34 protein-coding genes, 1 tRNA gene and 1 pseudogene are annotated in these 25,939 nt (G+C 67.9%); 28 read left to right on the plus strand and 8 right to left on the minus strand.

Annotated features, from left to right (window positions below; all coding sequences use genetic code 11):
• Window positions 1-201 precede the first annotated feature (201 nt).
• A complete protein-coding gene (locus GF068_RS44310; RefSeq protein ID WP_206079513.1) occupies window positions 202-936 on the minus strand; it encodes a hypothetical protein in 735 nt (244 codons plus the stop codon).
• Window positions 937-1,441: 505 nt separating this feature from the next.
• On the opposite strand from GF068_RS44310, the gene rplV reads away from it, so the two are divergent.
• The 24 genes and pseudogenes from rplV to rplQ all read left to right on the plus strand — a co-directional run bounded on the left by rplV (window position 1,442) and on the right by rplQ (window position 13,595).
• Window positions 1,442-1,780 (plus strand): 50S ribosomal protein L22, encoded by a 339-nt coding sequence (rplV, locus tag GF068_RS21775; protein ID WP_153821371.1) that lies wholly within the window; start codon window positions 1,442-1,444, stop codon window positions 1,778-1,780.
• Between the two features lie 15 nt (window positions 1,781-1,795).
• Window positions 1,796-2,488, plus strand: coding sequence for a 30S ribosomal protein S3 (gene rpsC / locus GF068_RS21780; protein WP_153821372.1), 693 nt, complete (start codon window positions 1,796-1,798; stop codon window positions 2,486-2,488).
• Between the two features lie 10 nt (window positions 2,489-2,498).
• Window positions 2,499-2,912 carry a 50S ribosomal protein L16 gene (gene rplP, locus GF068_RS21785; RefSeq protein WP_153821373.1) on the plus strand — a complete coding sequence of 138 codons (414 nt, stop codon included), beginning with the start codon at window positions 2,499-2,501 and terminating at the stop codon, window positions 2,910-2,912.
• Between the two features lie 10 nt (window positions 2,913-2,922).
• Complete coding sequence (gene rpmC, locus GF068_RS21790) at window positions 2,923-3,138, plus strand: 50S ribosomal protein L29 (RefSeq protein ID WP_153821374.1); 216 nt, start codon at window positions 2,923-2,925, stop codon at window positions 3,136-3,138.
• Between the two features lie 2 nt (window positions 3,139-3,140).
• Window positions 3,141-3,452 carry a 30S ribosomal protein S17 gene (gene rpsQ / locus GF068_RS21795; protein ID WP_153821375.1) on the plus strand — a complete coding sequence of 104 codons (312 nt, stop codon included), beginning with the start codon at window positions 3,141-3,143 and terminating at the stop codon, window positions 3,450-3,452.
• A gap of 2 nt (window positions 3,453-3,454) precedes the next feature.
• On the plus strand, window positions 3,455-3,823 hold the full coding sequence (rplN, locus tag GF068_RS21800) for a 50S ribosomal protein L14 (RefSeq protein WP_136935255.1): 369 nt from the start codon (window positions 3,455-3,457) through the stop codon (window positions 3,821-3,823).
• A complete protein-coding gene (gene rplX, locus GF068_RS21805) occupies window positions 3,823-4,137 on the plus strand; it encodes a 50S ribosomal protein L24 (RefSeq protein WP_153821376.1) in 315 nt (104 codons plus the stop codon). Before rplN ends, rplX begins: the two co-directional genes overlap by 1 nt.
• A gap of 171 nt (window positions 4,138-4,308) precedes the next feature.
• Entirely contained in the window at window positions 4,309-4,869 is a 561-nt protein-coding gene (gene rplE, locus GF068_RS21810) for a 50S ribosomal protein L5 (RefSeq protein ID WP_420814128.1), read from the plus strand.
• 10 nt (window positions 4,870-4,879) lie between these two features.
• Window positions 4,880-5,065: a type Z 30S ribosomal protein S14 gene (locus GF068_RS21815; RefSeq protein WP_136935257.1), complete on the plus strand. Its 186-nt coding sequence runs from the start codon at window positions 4,880-4,882 to the stop codon at window positions 5,063-5,065.
• Window positions 5,066-5,069: 4 nt separating this feature from the next.
• Window positions 5,070-5,462, plus strand: coding sequence for a 30S ribosomal protein S8 (gene rpsH / locus GF068_RS21820; protein ID WP_153821377.1), 393 nt, complete (start codon window positions 5,070-5,072; stop codon window positions 5,460-5,462).
• Window positions 5,462-6,061, plus strand: coding sequence for a 50S ribosomal protein L6 (rplF, locus tag GF068_RS21825; protein WP_153821378.1), 600 nt, complete (start codon window positions 5,462-5,464; stop codon window positions 6,059-6,061). Before rpsH ends, rplF begins: the two co-directional genes overlap by 1 nt.
• Window positions 6,062-6,109: 48 nt before the next feature.
• On the plus strand, window positions 6,110-6,469 hold the full coding sequence (rplR, locus tag GF068_RS21830; protein ID WP_153821379.1) for a 50S ribosomal protein L18: 360 nt from the start codon (window positions 6,110-6,112) through the stop codon (window positions 6,467-6,469).
• A 79-nt stretch (window positions 6,470-6,548) separates the two neighbouring features.
• Window positions 6,549-7,040 (plus strand): annotated as a pseudogene (gene rpsE / locus GF068_RS21835) (30S ribosomal protein S5); the annotation flags it as partial.
• A 104-nt stretch (window positions 7,041-7,144) separates the two neighbouring features.
• Window positions 7,145-7,354: a 50S ribosomal protein L30 gene (gene rpmD / locus GF068_RS21840; RefSeq protein WP_338046499.1), complete on the plus strand. Its 210-nt coding sequence runs from the start codon at window positions 7,145-7,147 to the stop codon at window positions 7,352-7,354.
• Window positions 7,355-7,368: 14 nt separating this feature from the next.
• On the plus strand, window positions 7,369-7,842 hold the full coding sequence (gene rplO / locus GF068_RS21845; RefSeq protein WP_153821381.1) for a 50S ribosomal protein L15: 474 nt from the start codon (window positions 7,369-7,371) through the stop codon (window positions 7,840-7,842).
• 45 nt (window positions 7,843-7,887) lie between these two features.
• On the plus strand, window positions 7,888-9,216 hold the full coding sequence (gene secY, locus GF068_RS21850) for a preprotein translocase subunit SecY (protein WP_153821382.1): 1,329 nt from the start codon (window positions 7,888-7,890) through the stop codon (window positions 9,214-9,216).
• A gap of 16 nt (window positions 9,217-9,232) precedes the next feature.
• Window positions 9,233-9,871 carry an adenylate kinase gene (locus tag GF068_RS21855; RefSeq protein WP_153821383.1) on the plus strand — a complete coding sequence of 213 codons (639 nt, stop codon included), beginning with the start codon at window positions 9,233-9,235 and terminating at the stop codon, window positions 9,869-9,871.
• Window positions 9,868-10,119, plus strand: a complete 252-nt coding sequence (gene infA, locus GF068_RS21860) for a translation initiation factor IF-1 (RefSeq protein ID WP_153821384.1) — start codon at window positions 9,868-9,870, stop codon at window positions 10,117-10,119. The genes GF068_RS21855 and infA overlap by 4 nt, the downstream gene beginning before the upstream one ends.
• A gap of 47 nt (window positions 10,120-10,166) precedes the next feature.
• Complete coding sequence (gene rpmJ, locus GF068_RS21865) at window positions 10,167-10,280, plus strand: 50S ribosomal protein L36 (protein ID WP_136935266.1); 114 nt, start codon at window positions 10,167-10,169, stop codon at window positions 10,278-10,280.
• A 12-nt stretch (window positions 10,281-10,292) separates the two neighbouring features.
• Window positions 10,293-10,670 (plus strand): 30S ribosomal protein S13, encoded by a 378-nt coding sequence (gene rpsM / locus GF068_RS21870; protein WP_153821385.1) that lies wholly within the window; start codon window positions 10,293-10,295, stop codon window positions 10,668-10,670.
• A gap of 23 nt (window positions 10,671-10,693) precedes the next feature.
• On the plus strand, window positions 10,694-11,098 hold the full coding sequence (rpsK, locus tag GF068_RS21875; protein WP_153821386.1) for a 30S ribosomal protein S11: 405 nt from the start codon (window positions 10,694-10,696) through the stop codon (window positions 11,096-11,098).
• A 36-nt stretch (window positions 11,099-11,134) separates the two neighbouring features.
• Complete coding sequence (rpsD, locus tag GF068_RS21880) at window positions 11,135-11,764, plus strand: 30S ribosomal protein S4 (protein ID WP_153821387.1); 630 nt, start codon at window positions 11,135-11,137, stop codon at window positions 11,762-11,764.
• A gap of 201 nt (window positions 11,765-11,965) precedes the next feature.
• Window positions 11,966-13,003 carry a DNA-directed RNA polymerase subunit alpha gene (locus GF068_RS21885; protein WP_372518158.1) on the plus strand — a complete coding sequence of 346 codons (1,038 nt, stop codon included), beginning with the start codon at window positions 11,966-11,968 and terminating at the stop codon, window positions 13,001-13,003.
• A 10-nt stretch (window positions 13,004-13,013) separates the two neighbouring features.
• Complete coding sequence (rplQ, locus tag GF068_RS21890) at window positions 13,014-13,595, plus strand: 50S ribosomal protein L17 (protein ID WP_153821389.1); 582 nt, start codon at window positions 13,014-13,016, stop codon at window positions 13,593-13,595.
• A 139-nt stretch (window positions 13,596-13,734) separates the two neighbouring features.
• Here the strand turns inward: rplQ and GF068_RS21895 are convergent, their stop codons facing one another.
• Together GF068_RS21895 and yccX are read right to left on the minus strand one after the other, a co-directional pair.
• A complete protein-coding gene (locus tag GF068_RS21895; protein ID WP_153821390.1) occupies window positions 13,735-15,393 on the minus strand; it encodes a tetratricopeptide repeat protein in 1,659 nt (552 codons plus the stop codon).
• 47 nt (window positions 15,394-15,440) lie between these two features.
• Entirely contained in the window at window positions 15,441-15,719 is a 279-nt protein-coding gene (gene yccX / locus GF068_RS21900) for an acylphosphatase (RefSeq protein WP_153821391.1), read from the minus strand.
• A gap of 353 nt (window positions 15,720-16,072) precedes the next feature.
• On the opposite strand from yccX, the gene rho reads away from it, so the two are divergent.
• The 4 genes from rho (at window position 16,073) to GF068_RS21920 (ending at window position 22,318) form a co-directional block, all read left to right on the plus strand.
• On the plus strand, window positions 16,073-17,320 hold the full coding sequence (gene rho, locus GF068_RS21905) for a transcription termination factor Rho (protein WP_153821392.1): 1,248 nt from the start codon (window positions 16,073-16,075) through the stop codon (window positions 17,318-17,320).
• Between the two features lie 157 nt (window positions 17,321-17,477).
• Window positions 17,478-19,595 (plus strand): GAF domain-containing protein, encoded by a 2,118-nt coding sequence (locus GF068_RS21910; protein ID WP_338046500.1) that lies wholly within the window; start codon window positions 17,478-17,480, stop codon window positions 19,593-19,595.
• Window positions 19,596-19,644: 49 nt separating this feature from the next.
• Complete coding sequence (locus GF068_RS21915; RefSeq protein WP_338046501.1) at window positions 19,645-20,739, plus strand: (Fe-S)-binding protein; 1,095 nt, start codon at window positions 19,645-19,647, stop codon at window positions 20,737-20,739.
• A 7-nt stretch (window positions 20,740-20,746) separates the two neighbouring features.
• Window positions 20,747-22,318: a sensor histidine kinase gene (locus tag GF068_RS21920; RefSeq protein WP_153821393.1), complete on the plus strand. Its 1,572-nt coding sequence runs from the start codon at window positions 20,747-20,749 to the stop codon at window positions 22,316-22,318.
• A gap of 1 nt (window position 22,319) precedes the next feature.
• On the opposite strand, the gene GF068_RS21925 is transcribed toward GF068_RS21920, so the two are convergent.
• The 5 genes from GF068_RS21925 to GF068_RS21945 form a co-directional block, all read right to left on the minus strand.
• A complete protein-coding gene (locus tag GF068_RS21925) occupies window positions 22,320-22,763 on the minus strand; it encodes a hypothetical protein (RefSeq protein WP_153821394.1) in 444 nt (147 codons plus the stop codon).
• Window positions 22,760-23,386: a sigma-70 family RNA polymerase sigma factor gene (locus tag GF068_RS21930; RefSeq protein WP_338046502.1), complete on the minus strand. Its 627-nt coding sequence runs from the start codon at window positions 23,384-23,386 to the stop codon at window positions 22,760-22,762. The genes GF068_RS21925 and GF068_RS21930 overlap by 4 nt, the downstream gene beginning before the upstream one ends.
• Window positions 23,387-23,438: 52 nt before the next feature.
• Window positions 23,439-23,512: transfer RNA gene (locus GF068_RS21935), tRNA-Gln, on the minus strand.
• A 151-nt stretch (window positions 23,513-23,663) separates the two neighbouring features.
• Window positions 23,664-24,539, minus strand: a complete 876-nt coding sequence (locus GF068_RS21940) for a DUF4339 domain-containing protein (protein WP_153821395.1) — start codon at window positions 24,537-24,539, stop codon at window positions 23,664-23,666.
• 216 nt (window positions 24,540-24,755) lie between these two features.
• On the minus strand, window positions 24,756-25,925 hold the full coding sequence (locus GF068_RS21945) for a hypothetical protein (RefSeq protein ID WP_153821396.1): 1,170 nt from the start codon (window positions 25,923-25,925) through the stop codon (window positions 24,756-24,758).
• Between the last annotated feature and the right edge of the window lie 14 nt (window positions 25,926-25,939).

The following is a 25,939-nucleotide window of genomic DNA, read 5'->3' on the forward strand; positions in this document are numbered from 1 at the left end:
TCCGGGGCATCGTCTCAGATTTCCGCGCGCGGCTCAACTCGGACGAACGAAAACGACGAGCGCCATGGCAACCCGGAAAAACGTCAGCCACGGCGCGAAAAAGCCGCAATGTGAGGTGCGTCAGATCGGGCGGGGAGGGGCGAGGCCGAAGGGGCGACGCGCCCGGCGCGATCGTGCTCCGGGCGCGTGTTCGGGAGCGGATCAGTAGACGTTGATCTGGTTGTCGAAGCAGTCCTTATAGGCCTCGTTGCAGTCGACGATCGCGCTCTCCGAGATGCAGTCGGCCAGGACCTGCAGCGTCTCGTTGTTGAGCGGGGTCGTCTGGAGCAGGCAGGTCTGCGACTCGAAGGTCTCGCCGTTGATGCAGAGGTTCTTGGCGATCGTCTCGCACGCGAGCGCCGCGTCCGCCGAGGGGCAGGCCTCGTTGTACATCTTGCCCACGCAGTCGGCGACCTGCTGGTCATCGCAGGCGTTGGCGGGCTCGACCCCGATGTCGTCGAGGCAGCCCTGAAGGTAGTCGGCGGCGCCGTCCGTGTAGATCTCGAAGCCGCGCTTGCAGAGGCTGTAGCCGGGCGGATCGTAGGTGAAGGCGTTGCCGTTCTCGTCTTTGCCCTGGCATTGCGCCGCGGGGCCGTTCGGAGCGGGCGTGATGTTCATGGCGTCGCAGGCCGCGACCGTGACCGTGCCGTCGTCCGGGCCGACGCAGGCGCCCCCGCCACCGGCGCCGCCAGCGCCGCCGACGCCGGCGCCACCCTCACCACCCTGACCACCGACGCCGCCGGTGCCGCCCGTGCCGCCGACCCCGGGGCCGCCGCTGCCGCCGTTGCCGCCGGTGTTGTTGGGGTTGGGGTCCGAGACGATGATGCAGCCGCTGGCGAGGGCCGCGGCCGCGAGGAACGAAGTAAGGGCCAAAGCAAACGTAGCGCGAGACTGCATGTTCCAAGTCCTCCGGAGTTGGGGGGACGCCGACGGCCCGGGGGGGGGCTCCGGCGCGGACGATCCCAAGAAGTGCACCGTATACGAGCACGCCTGGCGGAACCTTCAAATCCAAGCCACGATCAGCACGCCCGTTCAGCGATCGCGGTGGATCCGTTCAGCCGGATCCCTCACGGAAGGGCGCGCGTGCAGATTTTCTGCGGATCTGTCTTGCAAGCGCCGTGGGGCTTTGCTAGACACCGCGCTCCGTTTTCCTGGGGGCGATCGCCGGTGGCGTTCGTCCCTCCCGAAGCCGTAACGGCGCTTCGGACTCAGCTCGCCTCTTCGGCCGCCGTGGGACACCCCCCGGTGACGCGGAGAGGGCGCCTCGTCGAGAGACGTCGGGTTGATGTTCCGGGACGTACGACGGCAGGGCTCGGTTGAACAGGCGCCGGCTTGTCGACCGGGTTGGCCAACGACCGGGCGCCCTGGGCCGGACCGGCCCCCTGTCTGCGAGGTTTCTCGGATGCTAAGCAAGGCCAGTGCGATGTTTTCGCGGATCTCTCCGCGAAAGGCGCGCATGATTGCGGACCTGGTCCGCGGACGCGATGCAGCGGATGCGATCCAGCTGCTCCAGTTCACGGAGAAGTCGGCTGCGCCGGTGATCAAGAAGGTCATCGAGAGCGCGGTGGCGAACGCCCGCCAGGGTGGCGCCGACGTCGACGCTTTGTTCATCAGCAAGGCCACGGTCGACAAGGGCCCGAACAAGTTCAACCGCCGCTGGCGCCCCCGTGCGATGGGGCGCGCGACGAAAGTCGTGAAGGGCGTCTCTCACATCGTGATCGAGCTCAGCGAGCGCAAGTAAAGGAACACGGCTTCCATGGGACAGAAGACCCATCCGTACGGCTTCCGCGTCGGCGTGATCAAGACGTGGAGCAGCAAGTGGTACGAGGACGGCAACGCGTACCAGAAGTGGCTCCACGAGGACATCCGCATCAAGCGGGCGATCAAGCAGTACCTCTACAACGCGAACATCGCGAGCGTGGAGATCGAGCGCGCCGCGAACCGGGCCAAGGTCATCGTCTACACGGCGCGTCCGGGGATGGTGATCGGCAAGGGCGGCAAGGGCATCGAGACGCTGAAGGGCGGCAACGTCGGCACCGCGAGCAAGGGTGAGACGGTGTTCCCGGGCGTCGCGTCCTTCACGGACAACGAGGTCTTCATCGACGTCCAGGAGGTCCGCAAGGCGGAGACGAACGCGCAGCTCGTCGCGGAGAACATCGCGACCCAGCTCGAGCGTCGTATCGCGTTCCGCCGCGCCATGAAGAAGGCCGTCGCGACGGCGATGAAGTTTGGCGCGAAGGGCATCCGCGTGCGGTGCGCGGGTCGTCTCGGTGGCAGCGAGATGAGCCGGGTCGAGACGTACCGCGAGGGTCGGGTTCCGCTCCACACGCTGCGCGCCGACATCGAGTTCGGCCTCGCCGAGGCGAGGACGAAGGTCGGCATCATCGGCGTGAAGGTGTGGATCTTCAAGGGTGAGGTTCTCCAGCGCAAATCGCGCCGGATTCAGTAGGAACTGACCGATGCTGTCTCCCAAGCGAACGAAGTTCCGCAAGATGCAGAAGGGCCGCATTCGCGGGGTTGCGACCACGGGAAGCGACGTGTCCTTCGGTGATTTCGGTCTGCAGGCGCTCGAACCCGCGCGCATCACGTCTCGCCAGATCGAGGCGGCGCGTATGGCGATTCAGCGTCACTGCAAGCGCGCGGGTAAGCTCTGGATCCGCATCTTCCCGGACCGGCCGGTGACGAAGAAGCCGCTCGAGGTCCGCATGGGTGGCGGAAAGGGTGCGCCGGAGGAGTGGGCCGCGGCGGTGCGGCCTGGCCGCGTCATGTACGAGATTTCGGGCGTGCCCGAGGAGATGGCGCGGGAGGCCTTCCGCCTCGCGTCGCACAAGCTCCCGATGGCGTGCAAGTTCATCGCTCGCGGGATCGTGTGAGGTATTCGAGATGAAGGCGAAGGATCTGCGCGAACGCACGACGGAGCACCTGCAGGAGCTCGAGAAGACCCTCGGGCGCGAGGTGTTCGACGCCAAATTCAAGAACTTCACGAACCGGCTGAACGACACGGCGGCGATCCGGAAGGCGCGCCGTGATCTCGCCCGGGTCAAGACGGTCCTCCAGCAGCGTGCCACCGAGTCGGCAGCGGCGGAAGGGAACAAGTAGCCATGGCAACGAACGAGGCGAATGCGCCCGCCGCGCAGGCCGAGACGGCCGCGAAGCCGCATGGCTTCCGCCGCAAGCTCGTGGGGCGCGTGAAGAGCAACAAGCAGGACAAGACCGTCGTGGTCGAGGTCGTGCGTAACTCGCCGGACCCGATGTACAAGAAGTACGTCCGGGCTCGCGAGCGCTACAAGGCGCACGACGAGAAGAACGAGTACAAGGTCGGTGATCGCGTGGAGATCCAGGAGCACCGCCCGATTTCGCGCGAGAAGCGCTGGATCGTGACGAAGCTCATTTCCCGCCCGGTGGAGGAGTAGCCATGATCCAGGTCACGACGCATCTCGAAGTGGCTGACAACTCCGGGGCTCGGGTCGTCAAGTGCATCAAGGTTCTCGGTGGCTCGCGTCGCAAGTACGCGGGGCTCGGCGATGTGATCGTCGTGTCCATCAAGGAAGCCATGCCGGGCACCAAGGTGAAGAAGGGCGACACTGCGCGCGCGGTCGTGGTGCGCACGGCGCGTGAGTATCAGCGGTCGGACGGCACTTACATCAAGTTCGACACGAACAGCGCGGTGCTGATCAACAAGGAGAAGGAGCCGATCGGGACCCGTATTTTCGGGCCGGTGGCTCGCGAGCTCCGCGCGAAGAAGTTCATGAAGATCATCTCGCTCGCGCCGGAGGTGCTCTGATGCGACGGCTCCGAGTCGGTGACCTCGTGCAGGTCATCAGCGGCAAGGACAAGGGCAAGCAGGGACGCGTGACGAAGGTCCTCGCGGAGGACGACAAGGTCGTCGTCGAGGGGATCAACGTGGTGACGCGGCACCAGCGCCCGACGCCGCGCAATCAGCAAGGCGGCAAGATCACGAAGGAGGCGCCGCTCCATGCCTCCAAGGTGATGCCGGTGGATCCGACGACGGGCAAGCCCACGCGGGTGAAGGCCACGATCGTCGATGGCAAGAAGCAGCGCACCGCGAAGAGCGGCGCCGTGATCGCGGCAGGCTGAGCCATGGCGGACAAGAAGGAAGAGAAGAAGGGCAAGGGCGACAAGCCCAAGGACGCCAAGCCGGCGGCGAAGCCGCAGGCGGCTGCGGCCGGCAAGGGTGGCAAGGACGCCGGGAAGGGCGGCAAGGGCAGGGGCGAGGCGAAGGCCGCGCCGCAGGCCGAAGTCGCCGAGGTGCCGGTCGATCCGAACTACGCGCCGCGTCTGCGCAAGAAGTATCGTGAGGCCGTCGGGGCCGCGCTCACGAAGCGCTTCGGGTACAAGAACCCGATGATGGTTCCGCGCCTCGAGAAGGTCGTGATCAACATGGGCCTCGGCGCTGCCGTCGGGAACCCGAAGATCATCGACTCCGCTGTCGAGGACATGCGGGCGATCTCGGGCCAGAAGCCGGTCGTGACGCGCGCCCGCAAGTCGATCGCGACGTTCAAGCTCCGCGAGAACCTCCCGATCGGCGTGATGGTCACGCTGCGCGGCGAGCGGATGTGGGAGTTCGTCGATCGCCTGATCAGCTTCTCCCTGCCGCGCGTTCGCGACTTCAAGGGCGTGAGCCCGAAGGGCTTCGACGGCAAGGGGAATTTCACGATGGGTCTGCGCGAGCAGATCATTTTCCCTGAAATCGACTACGACAAGGTCGACGTCGTGAAGGGAATGAACATCTCGTTCGTGACGACCGCGCGCACCGACGAGGAGGGACGAGCCCTTCTCACGGAGCTTGGGATCCCGTTCAGGCATTGAGGAACGTTCGATGGCCCGTGCAAAAGAATTCGCCAAGCTGAACCGGCCGCCCAAGTTCGCCGTGCGGCACCGGAACCGTTGCAAGGTGTGCGGCCGTTCGCGGGCTTATTACCGCGATTTCGAGCTCTGCCGCATCTGTCTTCGTACGTTCGCGCTCCGAGGCGAGCTGCCGGGCGTGATCAAGGCGAGCTGGTGATGCCATGATGACCGATCCGATCGCCGACATGCTGACCCGGATCCGGAACGCTGCCCTTGCGCGGCACGATCGGACCGAGGTTCCTGCAAGCAAAATGAAGCAGGCCGTTGCCGAGATCCTCAAGTCCGAGGGTTACATCGCGGATGTGCGGCCGAGTGAAAGCAACTCTGGGAAGCTGACGATCGTGCTGAAGTACGGGCGTGACCGCTCGAGCGCGATCGACGGCGTCCGTCGGGTGAGCCGCCCGGGGCGACGCGTGTACGTCAAGCACGACCGCATCCCCCGCGTGCTCTCCGGGCTCGGGATCTCGATCCTGAGCACCTCCCACGGCCTGATGAGCGACCGCGACGCCCGCAAAAACAAGCTCGGAGGCGAGCTCCTCTGCGAGGTGTGGTGATGCAGACGGCTACGACGCAACAAAGCGAGACCGCCAAGACCTCGCGCATCGGCAAGCGGCCGGTGGACGTCCCCAAGGGCGTCACCGTGGCGGTGCAGGGGCGCAAGCTCGAGGTCAAGGGCGCCAAGGGGCAGCTCGCGCGCGAGCTGCCCGCCTCGGTCGAAGTGAAGGTCGACGGCGCCAAGGTGCACGTGACCTCGACGGCCCCCGGGCGTGATGGCTCGCGGCTGCAGGGGCTCGTGCGTGCGCTGCTCGCCGGCATGGTGAAGGGTGCGTCCGACGGCTACGAGCGGGTGCTCGAGCTGAAGGGCACCGGTTACCGTGTCGACTTGAAGGGCACGACGCTCACGTTCGCGCTCGGGTATTCGCACCCGGTCGTGTTCAACGTGCCGAAGGGCCTCACGGCGACGATCCCTGCGGATTCGAAGGGCACCGTCCTCGTCCTGAATGGCGCCGACAAGGAGCTCATCGGGCAGACGGCTGCGACGATCCGCGGCTTCCGTCCGCCGGAGCCCTACGGTGGCAAGGGCGTTCGTTATCGCGGCGAGCGCGTTCGCGAGAAGGCCGGTAAGGCTGGCGGTAAGGGCGGCAAGAAGTAACCGAGCGGGGCGACCTCGTGTCGCCCCTACAGGTACGGGGTTACGACCATGGCTATGAAGATCGTCGGACGGGAGCGCCGCAAGCTCCGCATTCGCAAGAAGGTGAACGGCTCGACCGCTCGCCCGCGCCTCACCGTCTTCCGCAGCGCGAAGCACATCTACGCGCAGGTGATCGACGACACGACGGGTCAGACCGTCGCGCATGCGTCGACGCTGTCGAAGGACCTCAAGGGCACGCTCGACAACGACAACAAGGTCGACGCGGCGAAGAAGGTCGGGGCGCTCATCGCCAAGATCTGCAAGTCGAAGAAGATCGACCGTGTCGTGTTCGATCGGAACGGCTACCTCTATCACGGGCGCGTGAGCGCCCTCGCTCAGGCCGCGCGAGAGGCGGGGCTCGAGTTCTAGCCCCGCAGGCGCCGGACCCGCGGGGGTCTCGGGTCTCGGGCGATAGCGAAGACTTCACGGACGACGAAGAAGGCACGGTATGGCGTTCGATCAGGTCGACGAAGAAAAGCTCAAGGAGCGGGTGATCCACATCAACCGCGTCGCCAAGGTCGTGAAGGGCGGGCGGCGCTTCAGCTTCTCGGCGCTCGTCGTAGTGGGCGACGAGTCGGGACATGTGGGCGTCGGCCTGGGCAAGGCCAACGAGGTCCCGGAGGCGATCCGGAAGGGCAACGACCAGGCCCGCAAGAACATCTTCCGCATCCCGCTCGACGGGGCGACGATCCCGCACGACGCGTTCGGGCACGTCGGCGCGGGCAAGGTGCTCCTCAAGCCGGCGAGCCCTGGAACGGGCGTCATCGCGGGCGGCGCGGTGCGCGCGGTCGTCGAGTCCGCGGGCATCCACGACGTTCTCTCGAAGTCGCTCGGCACGAGCAACCCGCACAACGTCGTTCACGCGACGGTGGCGGCCCTCAAGGCGCTGACGAGCGTGGAGCAGGTCGCGGGCCGGCGCTCGATGCAGGTGGACGATGTGGGTTGGCAGCGCAAGGGTGCTGGCGTGACGGGCGGGACGAACCGTCGTCGCGCCAGCCAGATGCCTCCGGCTCGCAACCCGCAGGGGGGTGAAGGAGGTACGCCGTGAAGAGCCATCTCCGCGTGCGGCAGACGGGCAGCATGACGAACCAGACCGAGCACACGCGCAAGGTTTTGCGGGGCCTCGGCCTCCGCAAGCCGGGCAGTGAGGTGCTCGTGGCCAACACGCCCTCGTTCCGTGGCATGGTCAAGAAGGTGCTCCACCTCGTTTCGGTCGAGGAAGTCGACGGCAACGGCGCGCAGGCGTCGAAGTAAGGAAGCGTAGCAGCATGGACATCCTCTCGAAGCTTCAGGCCCCGGAAGGCGCCAACAAGAAGGAGACCCGCGTCGGTCGCGGCGTGGGCTCCGGCCTCGGCAAGACGGCGGGGCGCGGCCAGAAGGGCCAGAAGGCCCGGTCGACGGGCAACATCGGCAAGAAGCACTTCCAGGGCGGCCAGACCCCGATCCAGCGCCGCCTCCCGAAGCGCGGCTTCCGCAACCCGCTCGCGGCGATCGTCGCGAACGTGAACGTCGGCGACCTCGAGATCTTCGAGGCTGGCGCGGACGTGAATCAGGAAGCGATGGAGGGCAAGCGCCTTCTCCAGGGTCGTTACGACCTGATCAAGGTGCTCGGCGACGGCGAGCTCACGAAGAAGCTCACCGTGACGGCGCACCGGTTCTCGAAGAGCGCGATCGCCAAGATCGAGGCGGCGGGCGGCAAGGCGATCGTGCTTGCGCCTGGCAAGGCTTCGGCGCAAGCCTAACGTCCTTTCGGCCCGAGCCCCCCCAAGGCAGCACACCGACGTACCATGGCCACACTCGCGGGAATTGCGAACTTCCACAAGGTCCCGGAGCTCCGGCGCAGGGTGATCTTCACCCTCGTGATGCTGGCCGTGTACCGCATCGGGGTCTTCGTCACGGTCCCCGGCGTCGACCGCGCCGCCATGTCGAAGTACATGGCGAAGCAGTCGGGCGGATTGCTGAACTTCTTCAACATGTTCTCCGGCGGCGCGCTGGAGAACTTCTCCCTCTTTGCGCTGGGGATCATGCCGTACATCTCGGCATCGATCATCATCCAGTTGATGGGCATGGTCTACAAGCCCATCGACGAGCTGCGCAAAGAGGGAGAGCAGGGGCGCCGCAAGATCGACCAGTACACGCGCTACGGCACGGTCGCGCTGTCGCTCTTCCAGGCGTATGGCAGCGCCAAGCTCGTCGAGGGCTGGTCGGCCTCGGATGCCGGCGCGGGCATCGTGACGCACCCCGGGATCGGCTTTCAGCTGATGACGATGATCACGCTGACCACGGGGACGGCGTTCCTCATGTGGATCGGCGAGCAGATCACGGAGCGCGGGATCGGCAACGGCATCTCGCTCCTGATCTTCGCGGGCATCGTGACGGGCGTGCCGGGCTGGGTGGGCAGCTATCTCGCGACGAACGCGGGCAACATCCAGCCGCTCACGATCGCGGCGGTCGCGGCGTTCGTCGTCGGGGCGATCGCGGTGATCGCGTTCTTCGAGAACGGGCGCCGGCAGATCCCGATCGTGTACTCGCGTCGGCAGGTGGGGCGGCGCGTGTACGGCGCGCAGAACGCGCACTTGCCGCTCAAGGTGAACACGGCGGGCACGATCCCGCCGATCTTCGCCTCCTCGCTGCTCATGTTCCCCGCGACGCTGGCGAACATGAACGTGCCGGGCGCGGACAAGCTCCAGTCGATCGTGAGCGGTGGAGGCTGGGTGTTCAACACCGGCTACGCGCTCCTGATCGTGTTCTTCTGTTACTTCTACACGAGCGTCACGTTCCAGCCGGTCGACGTGGCGGAGAACCTGAAGAAGCAGCAGGCGAACATCCCTGGGATTCGGCCTGGCAAGCAGACGGCGGACTACATCCAGGGCGTGATGAACCGCATCACGTTTGGCGGCGCGATGTACGTCGCGGCCGTGTGTGTCGTGCCGGCCATCGTCGGCGACCTCCTGCGCGTGCAGATCACGTTTGGCGGGACGTCGCTCATGATTGTCGTGGGTGTTGCGCTGGATACGGTCAATCAGATCGAGGCGCAGCTCATCACGCGCAGCTACGAAGGGCTCACCGGCCCTGGGGCGAGCCGCATTCGTGCGCGGCGCCTCCCCGAGGGATGAGAAGGGGGATCTTCGGATGATCGTGATCTTGGTTGGCCCTCCTGGCTCGGGCAAAGGCACGCAGGCGAAGGTGCTCTGCGGCAAGTTTGGGGTCCCGCAGATCTCGACGGGGGACATGCTTCGTGCGGCCAAGGCGGCCGGCACGCTCGATCCTCGTTACCGCGCCATCATGGACGCGGGCGGCCTCGTTCCGGACGAGGCGATGATCGAGCTCATCGACAAGCGCATCGACGACGCGGACTGCAAGAACGGGTTCTTGCTGGACGGTTTTCCGCGGACGGTCCCCCAGGCCGAGGCGCTCGAGCGTCTGCTTGCGGGTCGGGGCCTCGCGATCGATGCTGTTTTGCAGCTCGATGTGGCGCGATCTCTCCTGGAGGAGCGGTTGATCCACCGTCGGACCGACAAAAGGTCTGGACAGATCTACCATCTCGTCTATAATCCGCCGCCCCCGGATGCCGAGCTAGAGCATCGGGCGGACGATAGGCCGGAGGCCGTCGGAAAGCGTCTCGATGCGTACGAGGCGATGACGGCGGCGCTCCTGCCCTACTACGAAGCAAAAGGTCTCCTCCGGCGGGTCGACGGCGTCGGCAAGCCTGAGGAGGTCACGGCGAGGGTGCTAGGGGCCCTTGGCCGAGCGCAGTCGGAAGAGTCATGAGGCGATCGAACCAAGCGAAACCCGCGAAGGAACCGAAGGGCGACAAGCTCGAGTTCGATGGCGTCGTGCAGGAAGCTCTCCCGAACGCGATGTTTCGGGTAAAGGCCGACAATGGTCTCGGGGTTCTCGCGACCATCAGCGGCCGGATGCGTCAGTACTACATCAAGATTTTGCCCGGCGATCGCGTTACGGTCGAGGTTTCGCCCTACGACCCGACGCGTGGCCGGATCACGTATCGTCACAAGTAGACCAAGCAGCCCAAGTAGCGGAGCGAGGACAGGGAACGGAGCAGGTCATGAAGGTGCGACCGAGCGTCAAAAAAATCTGCGACAAGTGCAAGGTGGTGCGCCGTCGCGGCGTCGTGCGCGTGATCTGCGAGAACCCTCGCCACAAGCAGCGTCAGGGCTGAGCTGGAGCAACCATGGCACGTATTGCTGGCGTCGACCTCCCGCGTCGTAAGCATCTCGCGTATGCGCTTCCGTACCTCTATGGTATCGGGCGCACGCTCGCGAAGCAGATCTGCGCGAAAGCCAATATCCCCGAGAACAAGAGGGTGGAGGAGCTGAGCGACGCAGAGGTCAGGACGATCCGCGAGATCCTCGATGCCGACTACAAGGTGGAGGGTGATCTTCGTCGTGAGGTTCAGCTCAACATCAAGCGGCTGATGGATCTGGGCTGCTACCGCGGTCTTCGGCATCGCCGCGGTCTGCCGGTGAACGGCCAACGCACGCACACGAACGCGCGTACCCGCAAGGGTCCGCGCAAGGGCATGCTGCAGCGGCGTCCGTCGAAGGCGTGACGGGACGATAGGAAGAGGACGCTATGGCGAGTCCGAAGACGGCGGCCGGCAAGGCCAAGCAGAAGAAGAAGGTCAAGAAGAACATCGCGGCTGGGATCGCGCACATCCAGTCGACGTTCAACAACACGGTCGTGACGATCACGGACATCAACGGCAATGCCGTGGCGTGGTCGTCGGCCGGTGCGCGTGGGTTCAAGGGGTCGCGCAAGTCGACGCCCTTCGCTGCGCAGCTCGCTGCCGAGGAGGCGGCGCGGCGGGCGCAGGAGCACGGGATGCGGTCGGTGGCCGTATTCGTGAAAGGCCCTGGCGCTGGGCGCGAGAGCGCGCTCCGGGCGCTTCAGACGGCCGGCTTCAAGGTGACGTTGATCCGCGACGTCACGCCCATTCCGCACAACGGTTGCCGGCCGCCCAAGCGGCGCCGGGTCTGAAGCAGCGCGCGCGGGAGTCCGCTCGAGGTTACGAACATGGCTCGCTACGTTGGTCCTGTCTGCAAGCTCTGCCGCCGCGAAGGCATGAAGCTCTACCTCAAGGGAGAGCGCTGCTACTCGGAGAAGTGTGCCTACACGCGGCGCCCCTACCCGCCTGGCCAGCATGGCCAGGGTCGCATCAAGCTCAGCGAGTACGCCGTCCGGCTCCGCGAGAAGCAAAAGGTGCGTCGCATCTATGGCGTTCTCGAGAGCCAGTTCCACGGCTACTTCCAGGAGGCGAGCCGTCGCAAGGGCCGCACGGGCGAGGAGATGCTGGCGCTGCTCGAGCGTCGCCTCGACAACGTCGTGCACCGGCTCGGTTATGCGGCGTCGCGCTCCGAGGCGCGTCAGCTCGTGCGCCACGGTCACGTGAAGGTGAACGGCAAGCGCCTCGACATCCCGAGCTTCGTGGTTCGGGTGGGTGATCGCGTGGAGCTCACGGAGGGCGCGAAGAAGTTCAAGTTCGTGGCGGCCGCCGTGGCCGGCGCGGACAAGCGCCCGATCGCCTCGTGGCTCGAGGCCGACCGTGGGTCGTTCTCGGGTTCGGTCAAGTCGACCCCGGTGCGCGAGGACCTCAACGAGCCGGAGATCCGCGAGCAGCTCGTCGTCGAGTACTACTCGCGCTGATCCCGTTCGGTGGTTTTGCAGTGAACGGTTCGGAAAGCTGATCGGGGGCGTGCGAAGGAGCGCGGCCCCGATCGCTTTTTGATTGGCAGGAAAAAGCGCCACCTGGCGCGACGCGGGCAGGAGACGGCTTTCGTCCACCGAGTGCGGTGACGAGGCGAGATCTCCGCGCGAACCCCTCGAAGAAAGAGGACGCTGATGACGATGCAGACCAGCGGAAGCATGACGATGATCGCGCGAAATTGGCGCGATCTGATCCGCCCGAAGGGCATCTCGATCGACACCGAGTCGGCGAACAACTTCTACGCGAAGTTCACCTGCGAGCCTCTCGAGCGCGGCTTCGGGATCACGATCGGCAACTCGCTCCGCCGCGTGCTCCTCTCGTCGCTGCAGGGTGCGGCGATCACGGCCGTCCGCATCGAGGGGGCGCTGCACGAGTTCACCACGGTGCCCGACGTCGTCGAGGACGTGAGCGACATCATCCTCAACCTCAAGGAGGTCGTCTTCAAGGCGGCCGCCGCGCGCACCTACACGGTCCGCGTCGACAAAGAGGGCCCGGGGCCGGTGTACGCGCGCGACATCCAGCTCGTCGACGGGCTCAGCGTGCTGAACCCCGACCACCTCATCGCGGTCCTCGACAAGAAGGGCCCGCTCGCGATGGAGCTGACGGTGAACGTCGGCCGCGGCTACGTGCCCGCGGAGCGGAACAAGACGCCGACGATGGCGATCGGGACGATCCCCATCGACGCGTTGTTCTCGCCCATCCGGAAGGTCAACTACACGATCCAGAACGCGCGCGTCGGTCAGGTGACCGATTACGACAAGCTGACGCTCGAGGTCTGGACGAATGGCTCGGTGCTGCCCCAGGACGCGGTCGCGTTCGCCGCGAAGATCCTGAAGGAGCAGCTCTCGATCTGGGTCAACTTCGAGGAGTCGGAGGAGACGAGCTACCAGACCGTGCCGGGCGACGAGGAGCCGCTGAACGAGAACCTCTTCCGCTCGGTCGAGGAGCTCGAGCTCAGCGTGCGCAGCGCCAACTGCCTCCAGAACGCGAACATCACCCTGATCGGCGAGCTCGTGCAGCGGACCGAGCAGGACATGCTCAAGACCAAGAACTTCGGTCGGAAGTCCCTGAAGGAGATCAAAGAGATCCTCGCGAACATGGGGCTTTCGCTCGGTATGAAGATCGACAACTGGCCGCAGCTGCTCGAGCGCTGGAAGGCGCAGCAGGCGCAAGCCTAGAGGGTGCGATATGCGTCATAAGAAGGCGGGGAGGCAGTTTGGTCGGGACACGTCGAGCCGGCGCGCGATGCTGCGCAACTTGACGGCGAACCTGATCACCCACGAGCGCATCGAGACGACGGACGCGAAGGCCAAGGAGCTCCGGCGCGTCGCGGAGCGGTTGATCACCAAGGCCACGCGCCTCGGCAAGATCGCCTATACCGCGCAGGCCGAGCTCTCGGCGGCCGACAAGGCCCGTAGGCTGCACGCCGAGCGTCTCGTCGCGGCCTACGTGCCGCGCTTCGGCGTGAAGTCCGACGGCTCGAAGGTCGACATCGTCGAGAAGGTGATGCTCGACCTCTCGAAGCGCTTCGAGGGCCGGCCCGGCGGTTACACGCGCATCATCAAGCTCGGCAACCGCCGCGGCGACAATGCGCCGATGGTCTACATCGAGTTCGTCGACGCCGCGCTGGTCACCGACAAGCAGGCTCCCGAAGAGCCGGCCGCCGCGGTGACCGCGGAGCCCACGTCGGGCGAGTCGGCCTCGGCGGAGTCGGCCTCGGCCGAGACCGCGCAGGCGACGAGCTCCGGCGAGACCGCGTCGAACCAATAAAACACGCCCACGACAAACCCGTGGACGACGGATCGGGTCACCGATCGCCGTTCACGGGTTTGGAAGGGAAAAACGAACACGGACGCCCGCGCGGTTGTCCGTGTTTTCGTTTGTCCGGGCCGCGGCGCTCTCTCGACGCTCAATCCGCGCCGGCGACCGGCGCCTCCGGCGAGCTCGATCCGCCTGGATTGCCTCCCGCCGGCGGCCCCTCCGCGGACGAGCCCGCGTCGGGCTTGCGCCGCGCCAGGAAGATCATCGCGATCAGCGCGAAGAGACCCACGCCGCCCGCCGCCACATACCGGTGCAGGAAGCTCTTCTGCGGCTCGATACGCTCCTGCTCCAGCGCGGCGAGCGCCTGCTTCGCCCGCTCGTTCGTCGGGTCGAGCTCGATCGCCTTCGTGAGCGGGAACTTGTCCGGCGTGCCCTTCGCGATGAGCGTCACGCCCTCCAGATACGCGATCTCCGCCTCGACCTTGCGCGCGCCCTCGCCCTTCGGATCGAGCCGCAGCGCCTTGCGCAGCATCTCCAGCGCCGCCGCCGGCTCCTTCTCCTCGAGCGTCTTCGCGTGCGCCACGTACGCCGGCGCCATCTCCTTGCGACGCTCGAACACCGGCGAACGCGCCAGCACCTTGTCGAACGCGCTCGTCGCCTCGGCCCAGCGGCTCGCGGCTGCGTGCGCTGCGCCCTCGTCCATCAGCTTGTAGACCTCGGCCATCCGCGCGCGGTCGAACATGCCGAAGAGCTCGCGCGCGATGCGGTCCCAGGTGAACTCGCGCGGGGCCTTGTTGCCCGTCTGGTTGAGGTAGGCGTCGCGGAGCTGCCAGATGCCGGGCTCGCCGATCGCCACGATCGCCTCGCGCGCGGCCTCGCGGAGCTGGATGCGCTCGCTGTTGCTGAACGACAGGATCACGCGGACCGCGTCGACGTCGCGTGTGCGGCCGTAGGCGCGCAGGATGTCGGCGAGCACGAGCGGATCGTTCACGCCGACGGCCTCGCCGGGGATCGCGCGGCCGAGCAGGTCGAGCTGCTTGCTCGCGAAGCGCTGCACGATCTTCGCGTCGTGCTGGCGGCCCTCGATGAGCGCGGGGACGGCGCTGTCGCGCAGCTTGCCGATTTGCCGCTGCAGATCGATACGGAGCAGCTCGCCGAAGTACGAGTACATCTGCAGGAGCTCGCGCACCGCGGGTGTCGTGCCCGCCGCCGTCAGCATCCGCTCCATCACGAGCAGACGCACGAGGTCGCGCCAGGACTCGTTTTTGGGCTTGGGGTTCGCCAGGACGAACTCGAGCCAATCGCCGTCGTCGTCCTTGTCCTTGTCGGCCTTGCTCTTGCTGGCCTTCTTCGAGGCCTTCGTGTCCTTGCCGGCCTTGTCGCCCTTCTGGGCCTTCTCCTTCTCGCGCAGCGACTTGCGGCCGGCTTTGCGGGCGTCGTCGAGCAGGCCTTGCGCCTCCTTGCGATCGAGGCCGGCGCGTAGCTCCTGCACGCGCGCGCGCACGGCGGGCACGACCGAGGGCGTGACCTCCGCGATCGCCACGCGCGCCGTCTCCTTCGCCCGCGGATCACCCGTCGTGAGGCGCTCGAGCACGCGGTCGAGCTCTTGCAGCGCCGCCGGGTCGGGCTCTTGCAGCACGATCGGCTGGAGCTTCGGCAGCTCCGGCAACGACGCGGGCGCGGCCGGCGCGGCGGCGGCCGAGGCCGAGGGTGCTGCGATTTCCCCGGCGGCGAACGCGTGCAGGGGCACGAGCGCGAGCGCCGAGACCAGAACGAACGACGAAGCGAGCTTCGAGAAGTGATTCACGGTGCCCCCGAGAACGACAGGCGAGCGCGCCGCCCTTCCAGGGCCGATCATTCGACGATACGGAAGTCGGAAAAATCGCCCTGGAAACCGCGCCATCGAACGTCGACGCGCTCCACGCGCGCCGCGCTCGGACCTTTTTGCGCCCAGGCGATGAGCTCTTTGAGGCCGTCCTCTTCGCCTTCGGCGAGGACCTCGACGCCTCCGTCCGGGCGGTTCTTCACCCAGCCGCAGAGGCCGAGGCGCTTGGCCTCGCGTTGCGTCGACGCCCGGAAATAGACGCCCTGGACGCGTCCCTTCACGTGCAGATGCACTTGTTTCAGCCCCATCGGACCGTCCGATTCCTACTCGCACGTCGCGGGTGAGGCAACCTCGTCGGATCGGCCCCGGGGGCGTGGTGGTGGAACGATCCGCCCCTGAAGAAGCCGACGCGCGAGCGACGCGGCCGATTGACAGGGCAGTATCGCTTGATAGAGTCCCCGCCCGAAGGGCCTCGCGCCCGGCCGCGCCCCCTCACTGGGGACGCCTCTCACAGTCCGTCGAACCGCCCTTCCCAGGGGCGGGCATCCACGAGATTCGGCCCGATAAGGGTCAACTCGAAAAGCAAGACCTTCCCACAACCCTACCGACCTCGGGGACCGCGCCGCGACCGGCCGACACCCCTCCGTGGAGTTTTCGATCGATGCACCTGCGTGAACTGAAGCAGAAGTCGATGGCCGATCTCGTGCAGATGGCCAAGGGGCTCAACATCGAAGGGGCCGCTGGTCTGCGCAAGCAGGAGCTCATCTTCGCGCTGCTCCAGGCCCTGGCCGCGCAAGATCAGCCCGTTTACGGCGAAGGCGTGCTCGAGTGCCTGCCCGACGGTTTCGGCTTCCTGCGGGCGCCCGACTACAACTACCTGCCCGGTCCGGACGACATCTACGTCTCGCCCTCGCAGATCCGGCGCTTCAACCTGCGCACGGGCGACGCGGTGAGCGGCCCGATCCGGCCCCCGAAGGAGCGCGAGGCGTACTTCGCCCTGCTCAAGGTCGACAAGATCAACCTCGTCTCGCCCGAGGTCGCGCGCGACAAGATCCTCTTCGACAACCTCACGCCCCTCTACCCGCAGCAGAAGTTCAACATCGAGAACGGCCAGAAGGGCTTCTCGACGCGCATCATCGACATGCTCTGCCCGATCGGGAAGGGCCAGCGCTGCCTCATCGTCTCGCCGCCCCGCGCCGGCAAGACCGTGCTCCTCCAGAACATCGCCAACGCGATCAGCTCGAACCACCCGGACACCACGCTCATCGTGTTGCTCATCGACGAGCGGCCCGAAGAGGTCACGGACATGCAGCGCAACATCAAGGGCGAGGTGATCAGCTCGACCTTCGATGAGCCCGCGACGCGTCACGTGCAGGTCGCCGAGATGGTCATCGAGAAGGCCAAGCGCCTCGTCGAGCAGAAGCACGACGTGGTCATCCTGCTCGACTCGATCACGCGCCTCGCCCGCGCCTACAACACCGTCGTCCCCCCGAGCGGCAAGATCCTCTCCGGCGGCGTCGACTCGAACGCGCTGCACAAGCCGAAGCGCTTCTTCGGCGCCGCGCGTAACGTCGAGGAGGGCGGCTCGCTCACGATCATCGCGACGGCGCTCGTCGACACGGGCTCGCGCATGGACGAGGTGATCTTCGAGGAGTTCAAGGGCACGGGCAACAGCGAGATCCACCTCGATCGCAAGCTCATGGAGAAGCGCATCTTCCCCTGCCTCGACATCAACAAGAGCGCGACGCGCAAGGAAGAGATGCTCCTGCCCGAGTGGATCCTCCAGCGCGTGTGGCTGCTCCGCGGGCTCCTGCACCCGCTCAACGTCATCGACTCGATGGAGTTCCTGCTCGACAAGGTGAGCCGCACCGAGACGAACCAGGAGTTCCTCGAATCCATGAATCAGTAAGTCCGGCCCGGAGGGGCCTCCTCTCGGGGGCCCCTTTCGTGTCCTTCCCCCTCCCCTCCCCCTCCCCTGCCCTGCCCGTCCCTTGGGCAAACCGCGCGATCGTTGCGTTTTTACGGGAGCGCTGTAGCGCCGGCCTCAGGCGTGTTAGCGTCGTAGCGTGACCGGTAAGGCGGACCGCCTGCGAGAGCTCACGGCCAAGGTCGAGGAACTCGAGGCCAGGCTCGAACGCTCGGAGAAGACCGTCCGCGCGATGCGCGACGTGGGGCTCGCGCTCGGCTCCACGCTCGACCTCGACCAGCTCCTCGAGCTCATCCTCGGCAAGATCACGGAGCTGCTCGAGGCCGACCGGGCCACGCTCTACCTGCTCGACGAGCAACGAAAGATGCTGCTCTCGCGCGTCATCCTCGGCGGCGAGGTGCGCTCGATCGAGCTGCCCGTCGGCGAAGGCATCGCCGGCCACGTCGCCAAGCACGGCAAGATCGCCCGCGTCAAGGACGCCTACCGCGACAAACGCTTCCAGCGCACGTGGGACGACCTCACGGGCTACCGCACCCGCTCCATCCTCGCCGCGCCGATGCGCAACCACGTCGGCCGCACGATCGGCGTCGTGCAGGTGCTCAACAAACACGGCGGCAAGGGCGAGTTCTCCCAGCACGACGAGGAGCTGCTCTCGGCGCTCGCCACGCAGGCCGCCGTCTCCATCGACAACTCGCGCCTGTTCCTCTCGGTCATCCAGAAGAACATGCAGCTCGTCGAGACGAAGGAGCAGCTCGAGCACCGCGTCGCCGATCTGAAGCTGCTCTTCGAGCTCGAGACGGCGATGAGCGGCGCCTCGTCGCTCGAAGAGCTCTCGCGCGCCGTCATCGCCGAGGCCTCGAAGGCGTGTGACGCGCGCGCCGGCGGCCTGCTCGTCGACGAGGGCGAGAGCGGCGTGTTCCTGTACTTCGTCGACGCCTCGGCGCCCGGCGTCTCGGCCCGCGACGTCGACGTCAAGCGCCTGCCCGTCAAGCGTGGGGAAGGCCTGCTCGGCTGGGCCATGACGCACAACGAGTCGATCCACGTCGGCCCGAAGGACCCGCCCACGGGGCCGATCGCCGAGGCCGCGCTCGCGCACATGCACCCGTCGCTCGACCTCGACCTGCAGAGCGCGATCGTGGTGCCGCTCGAAGGCGAGGAGGACACGTCCCTCGGCGCGCTCGGGCTCTACAACGCGAAGAACGCGCTCGGCTTCACGCAGGACGACAGGTCGCTGCTCCGGCTCGTGTCGGCGAACGCCTCGACCGCGGTGCGCCTCTTCCGCTCGCGCACCGAGCGCGAGAAGAGCGAGCGCCTCACGGCGATCGGCCGCCTGCTCTCCGGCGTGATGCACGACATGCGCACGCCGCTCACGGTGATCAGCGGCTACGTGCAGCTCATGGCGACCGCGAGCGAGCCCGCCACGCGCGCCGAACACGCGCGGCTCATCCTCAAGCAGTTCGACGCGATCAGCGCCATGCAACGCGAGCTGCTCGAGTTCGCGCGTGGCGAGCGCAGCATCCTCGTACGCAAGGTCTACCTCACGAAGTTCTTCGGCGACCTCGAGAAGCAGCTCCAGCTCGACCTCGCGGGCAACCGCGTCACGCTCGTGATGGAGCTCGACGACCGCGGCACCGCGCGCTTCGACGAGACGAAGATGACGCGCGTCGTGCACAACCTCGTGCGCAACGCGGTCGAGGCGATGGAGCCACACGGCGGAGGCAAGGTCGTCCTGCGCGCGTTGCGCCAGGGCGCGGACTTCGTCCTCAGCGTCTCCGACACGGGGCGCGGCATCCCGCCGGAGATCCGCGAGCGGCTGTTCCACTCGTTCGTGACGAGCGGCAAGCGCGGCGGCACGGGCCTCGGCCTCGCGATCGTGAAGAAGATCGTCGACGAGCACGGCGGCTCGATCGAGGTCGACTCGTCGGAGCGCGGGACGACGTTCACGATCCGGATCCCGCAGGAGACACCAACGACCGCGACGATCATCCCGCCTGCACCTCCTCCGCCGCCGCCTGCGGGCGCGCGGATCGACGAGGCGACGGGGTTGCCGCTCGTGCATGCGTCGAGCCCCACGTCGGCCTCCACCTCCACAGCCGCGGTGACGGCGCGTTCGCCGCAACCCGCGGCCGAGGAGCCCGAGGCGAAAGGATCGGCCAAGACGGCGCGGGCGAGCCAGCCGGGCGAGGAAGGCCCGCCGAGCCGACGCAGCCGCGCGACCAACCCGGGTCCACCCGCGGGCCGCCGGGACAGCGCGTAGAACCCGCGGATCCCTTGCGCTCGTCGCGCCGGGGGAAGAGACTCCGGACGTGCTCCGCCTGCCCATCGTCGCCACGCACAAACGCGCGCTCGAGACGTGCGTGTACTGCCCGAAGCTCTGCCGCGCCGCGTGCCCCGTCTCGAACGCGGAGGCGAGCGAGACGGTGACGCCGTGGGGCAAGATGAGCCTCACCTACTTCGCGGGTCGCGGCGACGTGCCCATCGAAGAGCCACACACCGCGCCGGCGTGGGCCTGCACCGGCTGCCACGCGTGCCGCGAGAAGTGCGACCACAAGAACGAGCCCGCCACGGTGCTCGTCGAGTCCCGCGCCGACTTCTTCGCGCGCGGCGCGGCGCCACGCGCGGCCGTCGACGTGGTGACGCGCGCGCAAACACGCGCGAGCGAGACGGCCGCGGCGCTCGACGCCCTCGAGGCCGAAGCGCCGCAGAAGGGGCCCGTCGTGGCCGGCGTGCTCGTCGGATGCTCGTACGCGCGGAAAAACCCCGCCGTCGCGAGGGACGCGCTCTCCGCCGCCGCGAAGCTCGTCGGCGGCCCGGTGCGGGCGATCCGATCCTGCTGCGGCCTGCCCTCGCTCCACGCGGGCGACCGCGAGGGCTTCCGCGTCGCGGCCGAGCGCCTCGCGGCCGAGGTCGCCGAGGTCCCGCGCTTCGTCGTCGTGGACCCGGGCTGCGCGCGCGCCACGCTCGTCGAGCACGCGCGCGTCGGCGTCACCCTGCCGCGCGAGCCCGAGCTCCTCGTCGACCTCGCCTACGCCGCGCGCGACCGATTGCGCGTCTTGCCCGAGCTCGCGGAGACGACCGTGCGCTGGCACCAGCCCTGTCAGCTCGGCCGAGGGCTCGGCAAGTACGACGAGCCGCGCGCGCTGCTCGCGAAGATGAGCGGCCACGAGCCCGCGACCTTCCAGCGCGACCGCGAGCACGCCGAGTGCAGCGGCGCCGGCGCGCTCCTGCCCGTGACGCGGCCGCGCACGAGCGAGGCCATCGCCGACGCGCGTATCGCCGAGCATCACGCCCGCGGCGGCGGCTTGCTCGTGACCGCGTGCGCGTCGAGCCTCCGGCGCTTCCGGAGCCGCGGCGAAGAGGCGCAAGACCTCGTCACCCTGCTCGCGCGTTCGCTCGCGTAGGCCCAGGATGACTTCCGCGCGCTCCAGCTCCAGGGCCCCGCGCAGGCGCACCGTCTCGAGCAGGCTGCTCGCGAGTTACGTGCTCGTGCTCGTCGCCTTCGCGCTCACCATGACGTGGAGCTTCCGCGCGCTCCGGGACACGGCGCAAGGCGCGGAGCTGCTCCGCAGCGGCTACGCGCCGCTCCTGCTCCGCGTGGGTGAGGCGCTCGCCGCGCAGAACGTGTTCAACGCGCAGCTCAACCACATCACCGCGGCGAAGAACCCCGGCGACATCCGCGAGTGGATCGAGACCGCGCGCCGCACGCGCCCGCGCACCTTCGCGAACGTGCGTGAGGCCGCCGAGAGAGGGCTCGTCGACGAGGACGGCTCGGTCGCCAGGTTCCAGCAGGAGATCATCGAGGAGGCCGCGGCGATCGAGAAGCTCGTCGGCGCGGATCCCGAGCGGTTCGGTCAGCTCTTCCAGGCGCTCGCCGTGAGCGACCGCGAGGCGGCCGAGAAGGCGCGTGACGATCTCCTCAAGCGCGAGGCCGAGGGCGCGCAGCGCCTGCGCGCCATCAAGTCACGCGTCGAGGAGCGGATGGAGTTCCTCACGGCCGAAGCGAAGCGCCGCGAGGCTCGCTCGATCCAGCTCCTCGTGGGCCTCTTCGTGCTCACCTTGCTCGTCGGCGTCGTCACCTCGATCTACGCGCGCCGCGTGCTCGCGCCGCTCACGGCCGTCACCGAGCGCGCGAACGCCGTCGCGCGTGGTGACCTCACGCCGCGCGAGGTCGTGGCCACGAACGACGAGATCGGCGAGCTCGCGACCACGTTCGAGGGCATGGTCGCGGCGATCCAGCGCGCGCGCAGCGAGCTCGTGAACGCCGAGCGCCTCGCCGCCATCGGCAAGATGGCCGCGCACGTCACGCACGAGATCAGAAACCCGCTCTCGTCGATCGGCCTCAACCTCGAGCTGCTCGAAGAGGAGGTCGCCACGTCGGACAACAAGGAGGCCTCGCAGCTCGTCGTCGCCATCAAGGCCGAGGTCGAGCGGCTCTCGCGTATCGCCGAGCAGTACCTCAGCATCTCGCGCAGGCCTCGCCCGAGGCTCGAGCGCGAGCGCGTCGAGGACCTCGCGCGTGAGCTCGTGGCCTTCGTGCAGCCCGAGCTCGACCGCGGCAACGTCACGAGCCGCGTGGAGGCCGACGACGATCTGCCCGACGCGCGCCTCGACGAGTCGCAGTTCCGTCAGGCGCTCCTGAACCTCGTGCGCAACGCGCGGGAGGCCATGAGCAAGGGCGGCGAGCTCGTCGTGTCGATCCGCAAGGCCGACGGCGGCGGCATCGACCTCGCGGTCGACGACACGGGCTCGGGCGTGCCCGAGGAGATGCGCGCGTCGATCTTCGACCCGTTCTTCACCACGAAGCAACGCGGCACGGGCCTCGGCCTCGCGGTCACGCGCGACATCGTGGAGGCGCACGGCGGCACGATCCGTTGCCTCGGCCGCGAGGGCGGAGGCACGCGGTTTCTGATTCACTTGCCCGCCGCAGGCGCGACCGAGCCGGGTGCGAAGGCCGTCGAGGACGAAGAGCTCGTCGCCTAGCTCAAGGGAGCGCGCCGCCGCCCCACGGCACGAGCACCAGGAACACGAACGCCACGAGCACCAGCATCAGCACGCTGGTCACGAGGTACGTCGAGCGCGGCGAGCGCGACGTGCTCCACCCGTCGCCGTAGAACTTCCCGCGCGAGCGCGTGCGCAGCTTCTTCTGCACGCCTCCGAGCAAGCTCGGCGCGACGGAGCCCGGCGGCGGTCGTAACGCGCGCCGGAGCAGATCACGCACCTCGACCTCGTCGAGCGGCGCCTCCGCCTCCTCCTCGTCCTCGTCCTCGTCGTCGTCCTCGGCCGTGGCCTTCTCTTCCTCGTCGAGCCAGCGCTCCGCTGCGGCCGCGAGGCGCGCGGCTTGCTCGTCGGTGAGCTCGTCGCCCTCGTCCACGCGATCCGGATCGTCGGCCGGCGCGCCCGCCTCTCGCTTTCGCTTCGCGCTCATGCCTTCTTCTCGCCTTTCAGCTTGTCGCCGAGCGCCTTCTCGACCAGGGCCCGGAGCTGCGCGCGGGCGCGGAAGATGCGGCTCTTCACCGTGCCCTCCGGCAAGCCCGTCACCTCCGCGATCTCGTCGTACGACATGTCCTCCACGTCGCGCAGGATCAGGACCTCGCGGAAGTCCGCGTCGACTTGCTCGATCGCGCGCTTCACGATGCGCTCGAGCTGCATGCCCTCGAGGATCTCGTCCGGGCGGTTGATCGCGCCGCTCACCGTGACGCCCTTGCCGGCGTCGCCCGTCACGCGGTCGGCGATCTCGTGGACGTCCTCCTGCTCGCCCACCTTGCGCCGCGACAGGTACTTCGCCTTGTTCTTGCAGAGGTTCACGGCGATCCGGAAGATCCACGTCGAGAGCTTCGACTCTCCGCGGAACTGATCGATCGCCTTGAAGACCTGGACGAAGACCTCTTGCGCGAGGTCCTCGGCCTCCTCGCGCCGCCCGATCATCCGGAACACGAGCGCGAACACGCGCCGCTCGTAGGCGACGACGAGCTCGTTGAAGGCCGACTCGTCCCGCGCCACGAGACGCGCGACGAACCTGGCCTCCTCGGTCTCGTCGTCGCTCGTCACGCCCGGCTGCTCCTCGCAGCTACGGTAAACGCCCTCGGTCGGGGGACGCTAGTGGTTCCGGCGCATGGATTCGAACCATGATTAGGGGATTCAAAGTCCCCCGTCCTGCCCTTAGACGACGCCGGAGCACGCCCCGGAGAGACTCCAGAGCGGCAGAGGGCCGGGACCTTAGCGCGACTCGCCTCCCTTGGCACGCGCCGAGGAGGCGGTCCGGACCGTCGCCAAGAGCGTCGATACCCTCCCGCGAGAGGGTCGCGACCCCCCTCGGGGAGGGTCGTTACCGTCGCACGCCCCGTCGCGACCGCCGCTGACCCGGGTCGGTATGGTGGCGCGCCGAGGGGGGAGGGGGCGCCACGGGGGTCGCCTCCGTCTGCCGGACCGTCACGGCCGTCCGTTGCCCCACTTGCGCCACGACCGCGGAGGCTCCGGACACGAGCGCAGGACGGTCCGGACCGGTCGCTTGCACCGACGAGGCCACGGGCGCGATGCCTCGATGCACGAGCGCGAGGCCCACGGCACCCACGGCCACGACACACCCGAGCACGAACGAGAGGCCGTTGCCCCGTGTCGAGGACCGTCGCGACCCACTTTTCCTGGCAAAGGGCCAGGTCCGGACAGGGAGCGAAATCGGCTCCGAGCGGGGCTCGACGCCCTCGTGCGGCTGCACATGCGGCGGATCGCCCGTCTGCGCGACGGCTCCGCTGAAGGTCAGCGGCGTGCGCGCCTCGCCCCGGGGCGGGGTCAAGGTGTCGGCGAGCGGGGGCGCGGGCGTCACGAGGGGAGGGTCGAACGAGACCGAATCGGCGAGCGCGTAGGCGAGCTCGGGGATGTGCTCGATGCGGGTCCAGCCCTCCATGCCGTCGCGCCAGACCGAGGTGTCGGCCCCGATCTCGCCGCGGGCGAGGCCCATCCAGAGCTCGAAGGTGGTCATGGCGAGCAGGCCCGAGCCCATCTCGACGCACCACTCGGGCATGGGGCGCCCGTCCTCGGAGCTCTCTTCGTCGAGGTCGATCAGGGCGAGCTTGCGGCGCTGCTTGTAGGTGGCGAACCAGGACTTCGGGTTCGAGCGCTCGTAGGGGACGGTCGGGTGGCTCTCGCGGAAGGGCGGGATCGGATCCACGTCGGTGGGGCGATCCTCGGCGGGCGGGAGCATGGAGGAGCGATGGACGACCGAAGGGATCGTGTCTTCCGGGCCCCTGCTTTTGATGGACGACGACGCAAACGACGCCTGCATGAGACGCCCCCTTCACGAGCAAACACGGACCACCCGCAGCCCTCGCGGAGGGGCGAGAGATGGGTGATCGGCGTGACCTGGGGGGCTCCTACAGGATGGGGGGGAGGTCGGCCAAGTTTTCGCGTGGCCAGCGCTTCACGCGTCCAGCGCTCGGCAGCAGAACGTGGTCGCGCGATCAGGGTTCGGGACGACGGCGCCCGTGGGCTCTCCGCCGCTCGTCGCGCACGCGCCGGGGATGTACTCGGGCGGCGTGATCTCCTTGCTGCCGATCGCGAGGCCCGCGATCGAAACGTTCGAGCACTGCTCGACGGACGACGAGATCGCGTCGTCGGAGATGAGCTTCGCACACGCGCCATCCTCGAAGGTGCGCACACGCGCGAGGCAGGCGCCGCCGGCAGGTGCGCCGCATTCGCACGCGGTGCACGCGCGCCCGTCGATCGCGCCGGCCTTGTCGTCGTCGTAGGCGACGAGCTCCTTGGCGTTCCACGTCTCGGGACACGCATGGAAGCCGGAGAGAGAGACGCAGTGCGCGAAACCTTCGGGCAGCGGGGCCAAGGTCCGCATGCACGCTTCTTTCGGGTCCTCGCACGTCGGGAGGTAGCAAGAGATCGCGTGTGTCTTCCAGGTCCACGTGGGGCCGCTCATCGTGGGCGTTCCCGCGTGCGGTGGCTTCTCGGCGGGAATGACGACGGGCTCGCAACCATCCTCGACCGGAGGGCCGAGCGGCGAGACGGCGAGCGACTGCGCGCACAAGGTCCCGCCGCACATCGCCCCCGCGGGGATCGCATTCGCGTTCGTGCAGGACCCGTCCCACCCGTCGGGGCCTCCGAAGGGGAGCGCGGTCCCCTGCTGTGCGCATAGGGCGGCGCGGACCTCGATGGTCTCCGGAAGCGTCGTGCAGGTGCCCGTGGGCGCCGTGCATCCGCAGGGCTCGCACGTCCCGTACTCCCACTCCAGATCGGCAAAGGCGCGCGTACGGAGACCCATGTCCATGTTCTCGGGGCAAAACGTGGGGGCCTTGCTAGCGTCGCCGATCCAGACGGCGCGCGGATCGCTCCATCCGTCGGGGCCTCGCGGGATGCACGGGCCCGTGCAGCCGATGGCTGAGGTTTCTCCCGCGTCGCTCGCGTCCGTTCCGGCATCCGGCAGGACACAGAGCCCGTCGACGCAAATGTCGGGCTCGCGGCACGGGAAGGCCGGTTCGCAGGGGAAATCAAACGGCTCGGAGCCGCATCCCTGGACGGTGCCCACGAAAGCCCCGAGCAGGACGCCGAGCAGGACACAACCGGACAGCTTGGAGTGCATGCAGGACACCGTAC

Source organism: Polyangium spumosum (assembly GCF_009649845.1).
In the GTDB taxonomy this organism is placed as follows: Bacteria; Myxococcota_A; Polyangia; order Polyangiales; family Polyangiaceae; genus Polyangium; species Polyangium spumosum.

What these genes read in the sequence shown, in the direction of transcription:
- rplX (WP_153821376.1), top strand. Translation starts at nt 3,823, where the DNA reads ATGCGACGGCTCCGAGTCGGTGACCTCGTGCAGGTCATCAGCGGCAAG.
- GF068_RS21855 (WP_153821383.1), top strand. Translation starts at nt 9,233, where the DNA reads ATGATCGTGATCTTGGTTGGCCCTCCTGGCTCGGGCAAAGGCACGCAG.
- rpsM (WP_153821385.1), top strand. Translation starts at nt 10,293, where the DNA reads ATGGCACGTATTGCTGGCGTCGACCTCCCGCGTCGTAAGCATCTCGCG.
- GF068_RS21945 (WP_153821396.1), bottom strand. Translation starts at nt 25,925, where the DNA reads ATGCACTCCAAGCTGTCCGGTTGTGTCCTGCTCGGCGTCCTGCTCGGG.
- infA (WP_153821384.1), top strand. Translation starts at nt 9,868, where the DNA reads ATGAGGCGATCGAACCAAGCGAAACCCGCGAAGGAACCGAAGGGCGAC.
- rpsC (WP_153821372.1), top strand. Translation starts at nt 1,796, where the DNA reads ATGGGACAGAAGACCCATCCGTACGGCTTCCGCGTCGGCGTGATCAAG.
- rplF (WP_153821378.1), top strand. Translation starts at nt 5,462, where the DNA reads ATGCAGACGGCTACGACGCAACAAAGCGAGACCGCCAAGACCTCGCGC.
- rpsH (WP_153821377.1), top strand. Translation starts at nt 5,070, where the DNA reads ATGATGACCGATCCGATCGCCGACATGCTGACCCGGATCCGGAACGCT.
- rpmJ (WP_136935266.1), top strand. Translation starts at nt 10,167, where the DNA reads ATGAAGGTGCGACCGAGCGTCAAAAAAATCTGCGACAAGTGCAAGGTG.
- GF068_RS21885 (WP_372518158.1), top strand. Translation starts at nt 11,966, where the DNA reads ATGCAGACCAGCGGAAGCATGACGATGATCGCGCGAAATTGGCGCGAT.
- rpsK (WP_153821386.1), top strand. Translation starts at nt 10,694, where the DNA reads ATGGCGAGTCCGAAGACGGCGGCCGGCAAGGCCAAGCAGAAGAAGAAG.
- rplP (WP_153821373.1), top strand. Translation starts at nt 2,499, where the DNA reads ATGCTGTCTCCCAAGCGAACGAAGTTCCGCAAGATGCAGAAGGGCCGC.
- rpsQ (WP_153821375.1), top strand. Translation starts at nt 3,141, where the DNA reads ATGGCAACGAACGAGGCGAATGCGCCCGCCGCGCAGGCCGAGACGGCC.
- secY (WP_153821382.1), top strand. Translation starts at nt 7,888, where the DNA reads ATGGCCACACTCGCGGGAATTGCGAACTTCCACAAGGTCCCGGAGCTC.
- rplV (WP_153821371.1), top strand. Translation starts at nt 1,442, where the DNA reads ATGCTAAGCAAGGCCAGTGCGATGTTTTCGCGGATCTCTCCGCGAAAG.
- rpmC (WP_153821374.1), top strand. Translation starts at nt 2,923, where the DNA reads ATGAAGGCGAAGGATCTGCGCGAACGCACGACGGAGCACCTGCAGGAG.
- rho (WP_153821392.1), top strand. Translation starts at nt 16,073, where the DNA reads ATGCACCTGCGTGAACTGAAGCAGAAGTCGATGGCCGATCTCGTGCAG.
- GF068_RS44310 (WP_206079513.1), bottom strand. Translation starts at nt 936, where the DNA reads ATGCAGTCTCGCGCTACGTTTGCTTTGGCCCTTACTTCGTTCCTCGCG.
- rplR (WP_153821379.1), top strand. Translation starts at nt 6,110, where the DNA reads ATGGCTATGAAGATCGTCGGACGGGAGCGCCGCAAGCTCCGCATTCGC.
- rplQ (WP_153821389.1), top strand. Translation starts at nt 13,014, where the DNA reads ATGCGTCATAAGAAGGCGGGGAGGCAGTTTGGTCGGGACACGTCGAGC.
- yccX (WP_153821391.1), bottom strand. Translation starts at nt 15,719, where the DNA reads ATGGGGCTGAAACAAGTGCATCTGCACGTGAAGGGACGCGTCCAGGGC.
- rplN (WP_136935255.1), top strand. Translation starts at nt 3,455, where the DNA reads ATGATCCAGGTCACGACGCATCTCGAAGTGGCTGACAACTCCGGGGCT.
- GF068_RS21815 (WP_136935257.1), top strand. Translation starts at nt 4,880, where the DNA reads ATGGCCCGTGCAAAAGAATTCGCCAAGCTGAACCGGCCGCCCAAGTTC.
- GF068_RS21920 (WP_153821393.1), top strand. Translation starts at nt 20,747, where the DNA reads ATGACTTCCGCGCGCTCCAGCTCCAGGGCCCCGCGCAGGCGCACCGTC.
- rpsD (WP_153821387.1), top strand. Translation starts at nt 11,135, where the DNA reads ATGGCTCGCTACGTTGGTCCTGTCTGCAAGCTCTGCCGCCGCGAAGGC.
- GF068_RS21940 (WP_153821395.1), bottom strand. Translation starts at nt 24,539, where the DNA reads ATGCTCCCGCCCGCCGAGGATCGCCCCACCGACGTGGATCCGATCCCG.
- GF068_RS21925 (WP_153821394.1), bottom strand. Translation starts at nt 22,763, where the DNA reads ATGAGCGCGAAGCGAAAGCGAGAGGCGGGCGCGCCGGCCGACGATCCG.
- rplO (WP_153821381.1), top strand. Translation starts at nt 7,369, where the DNA reads ATGGACATCCTCTCGAAGCTTCAGGCCCCGGAAGGCGCCAACAAGAAG.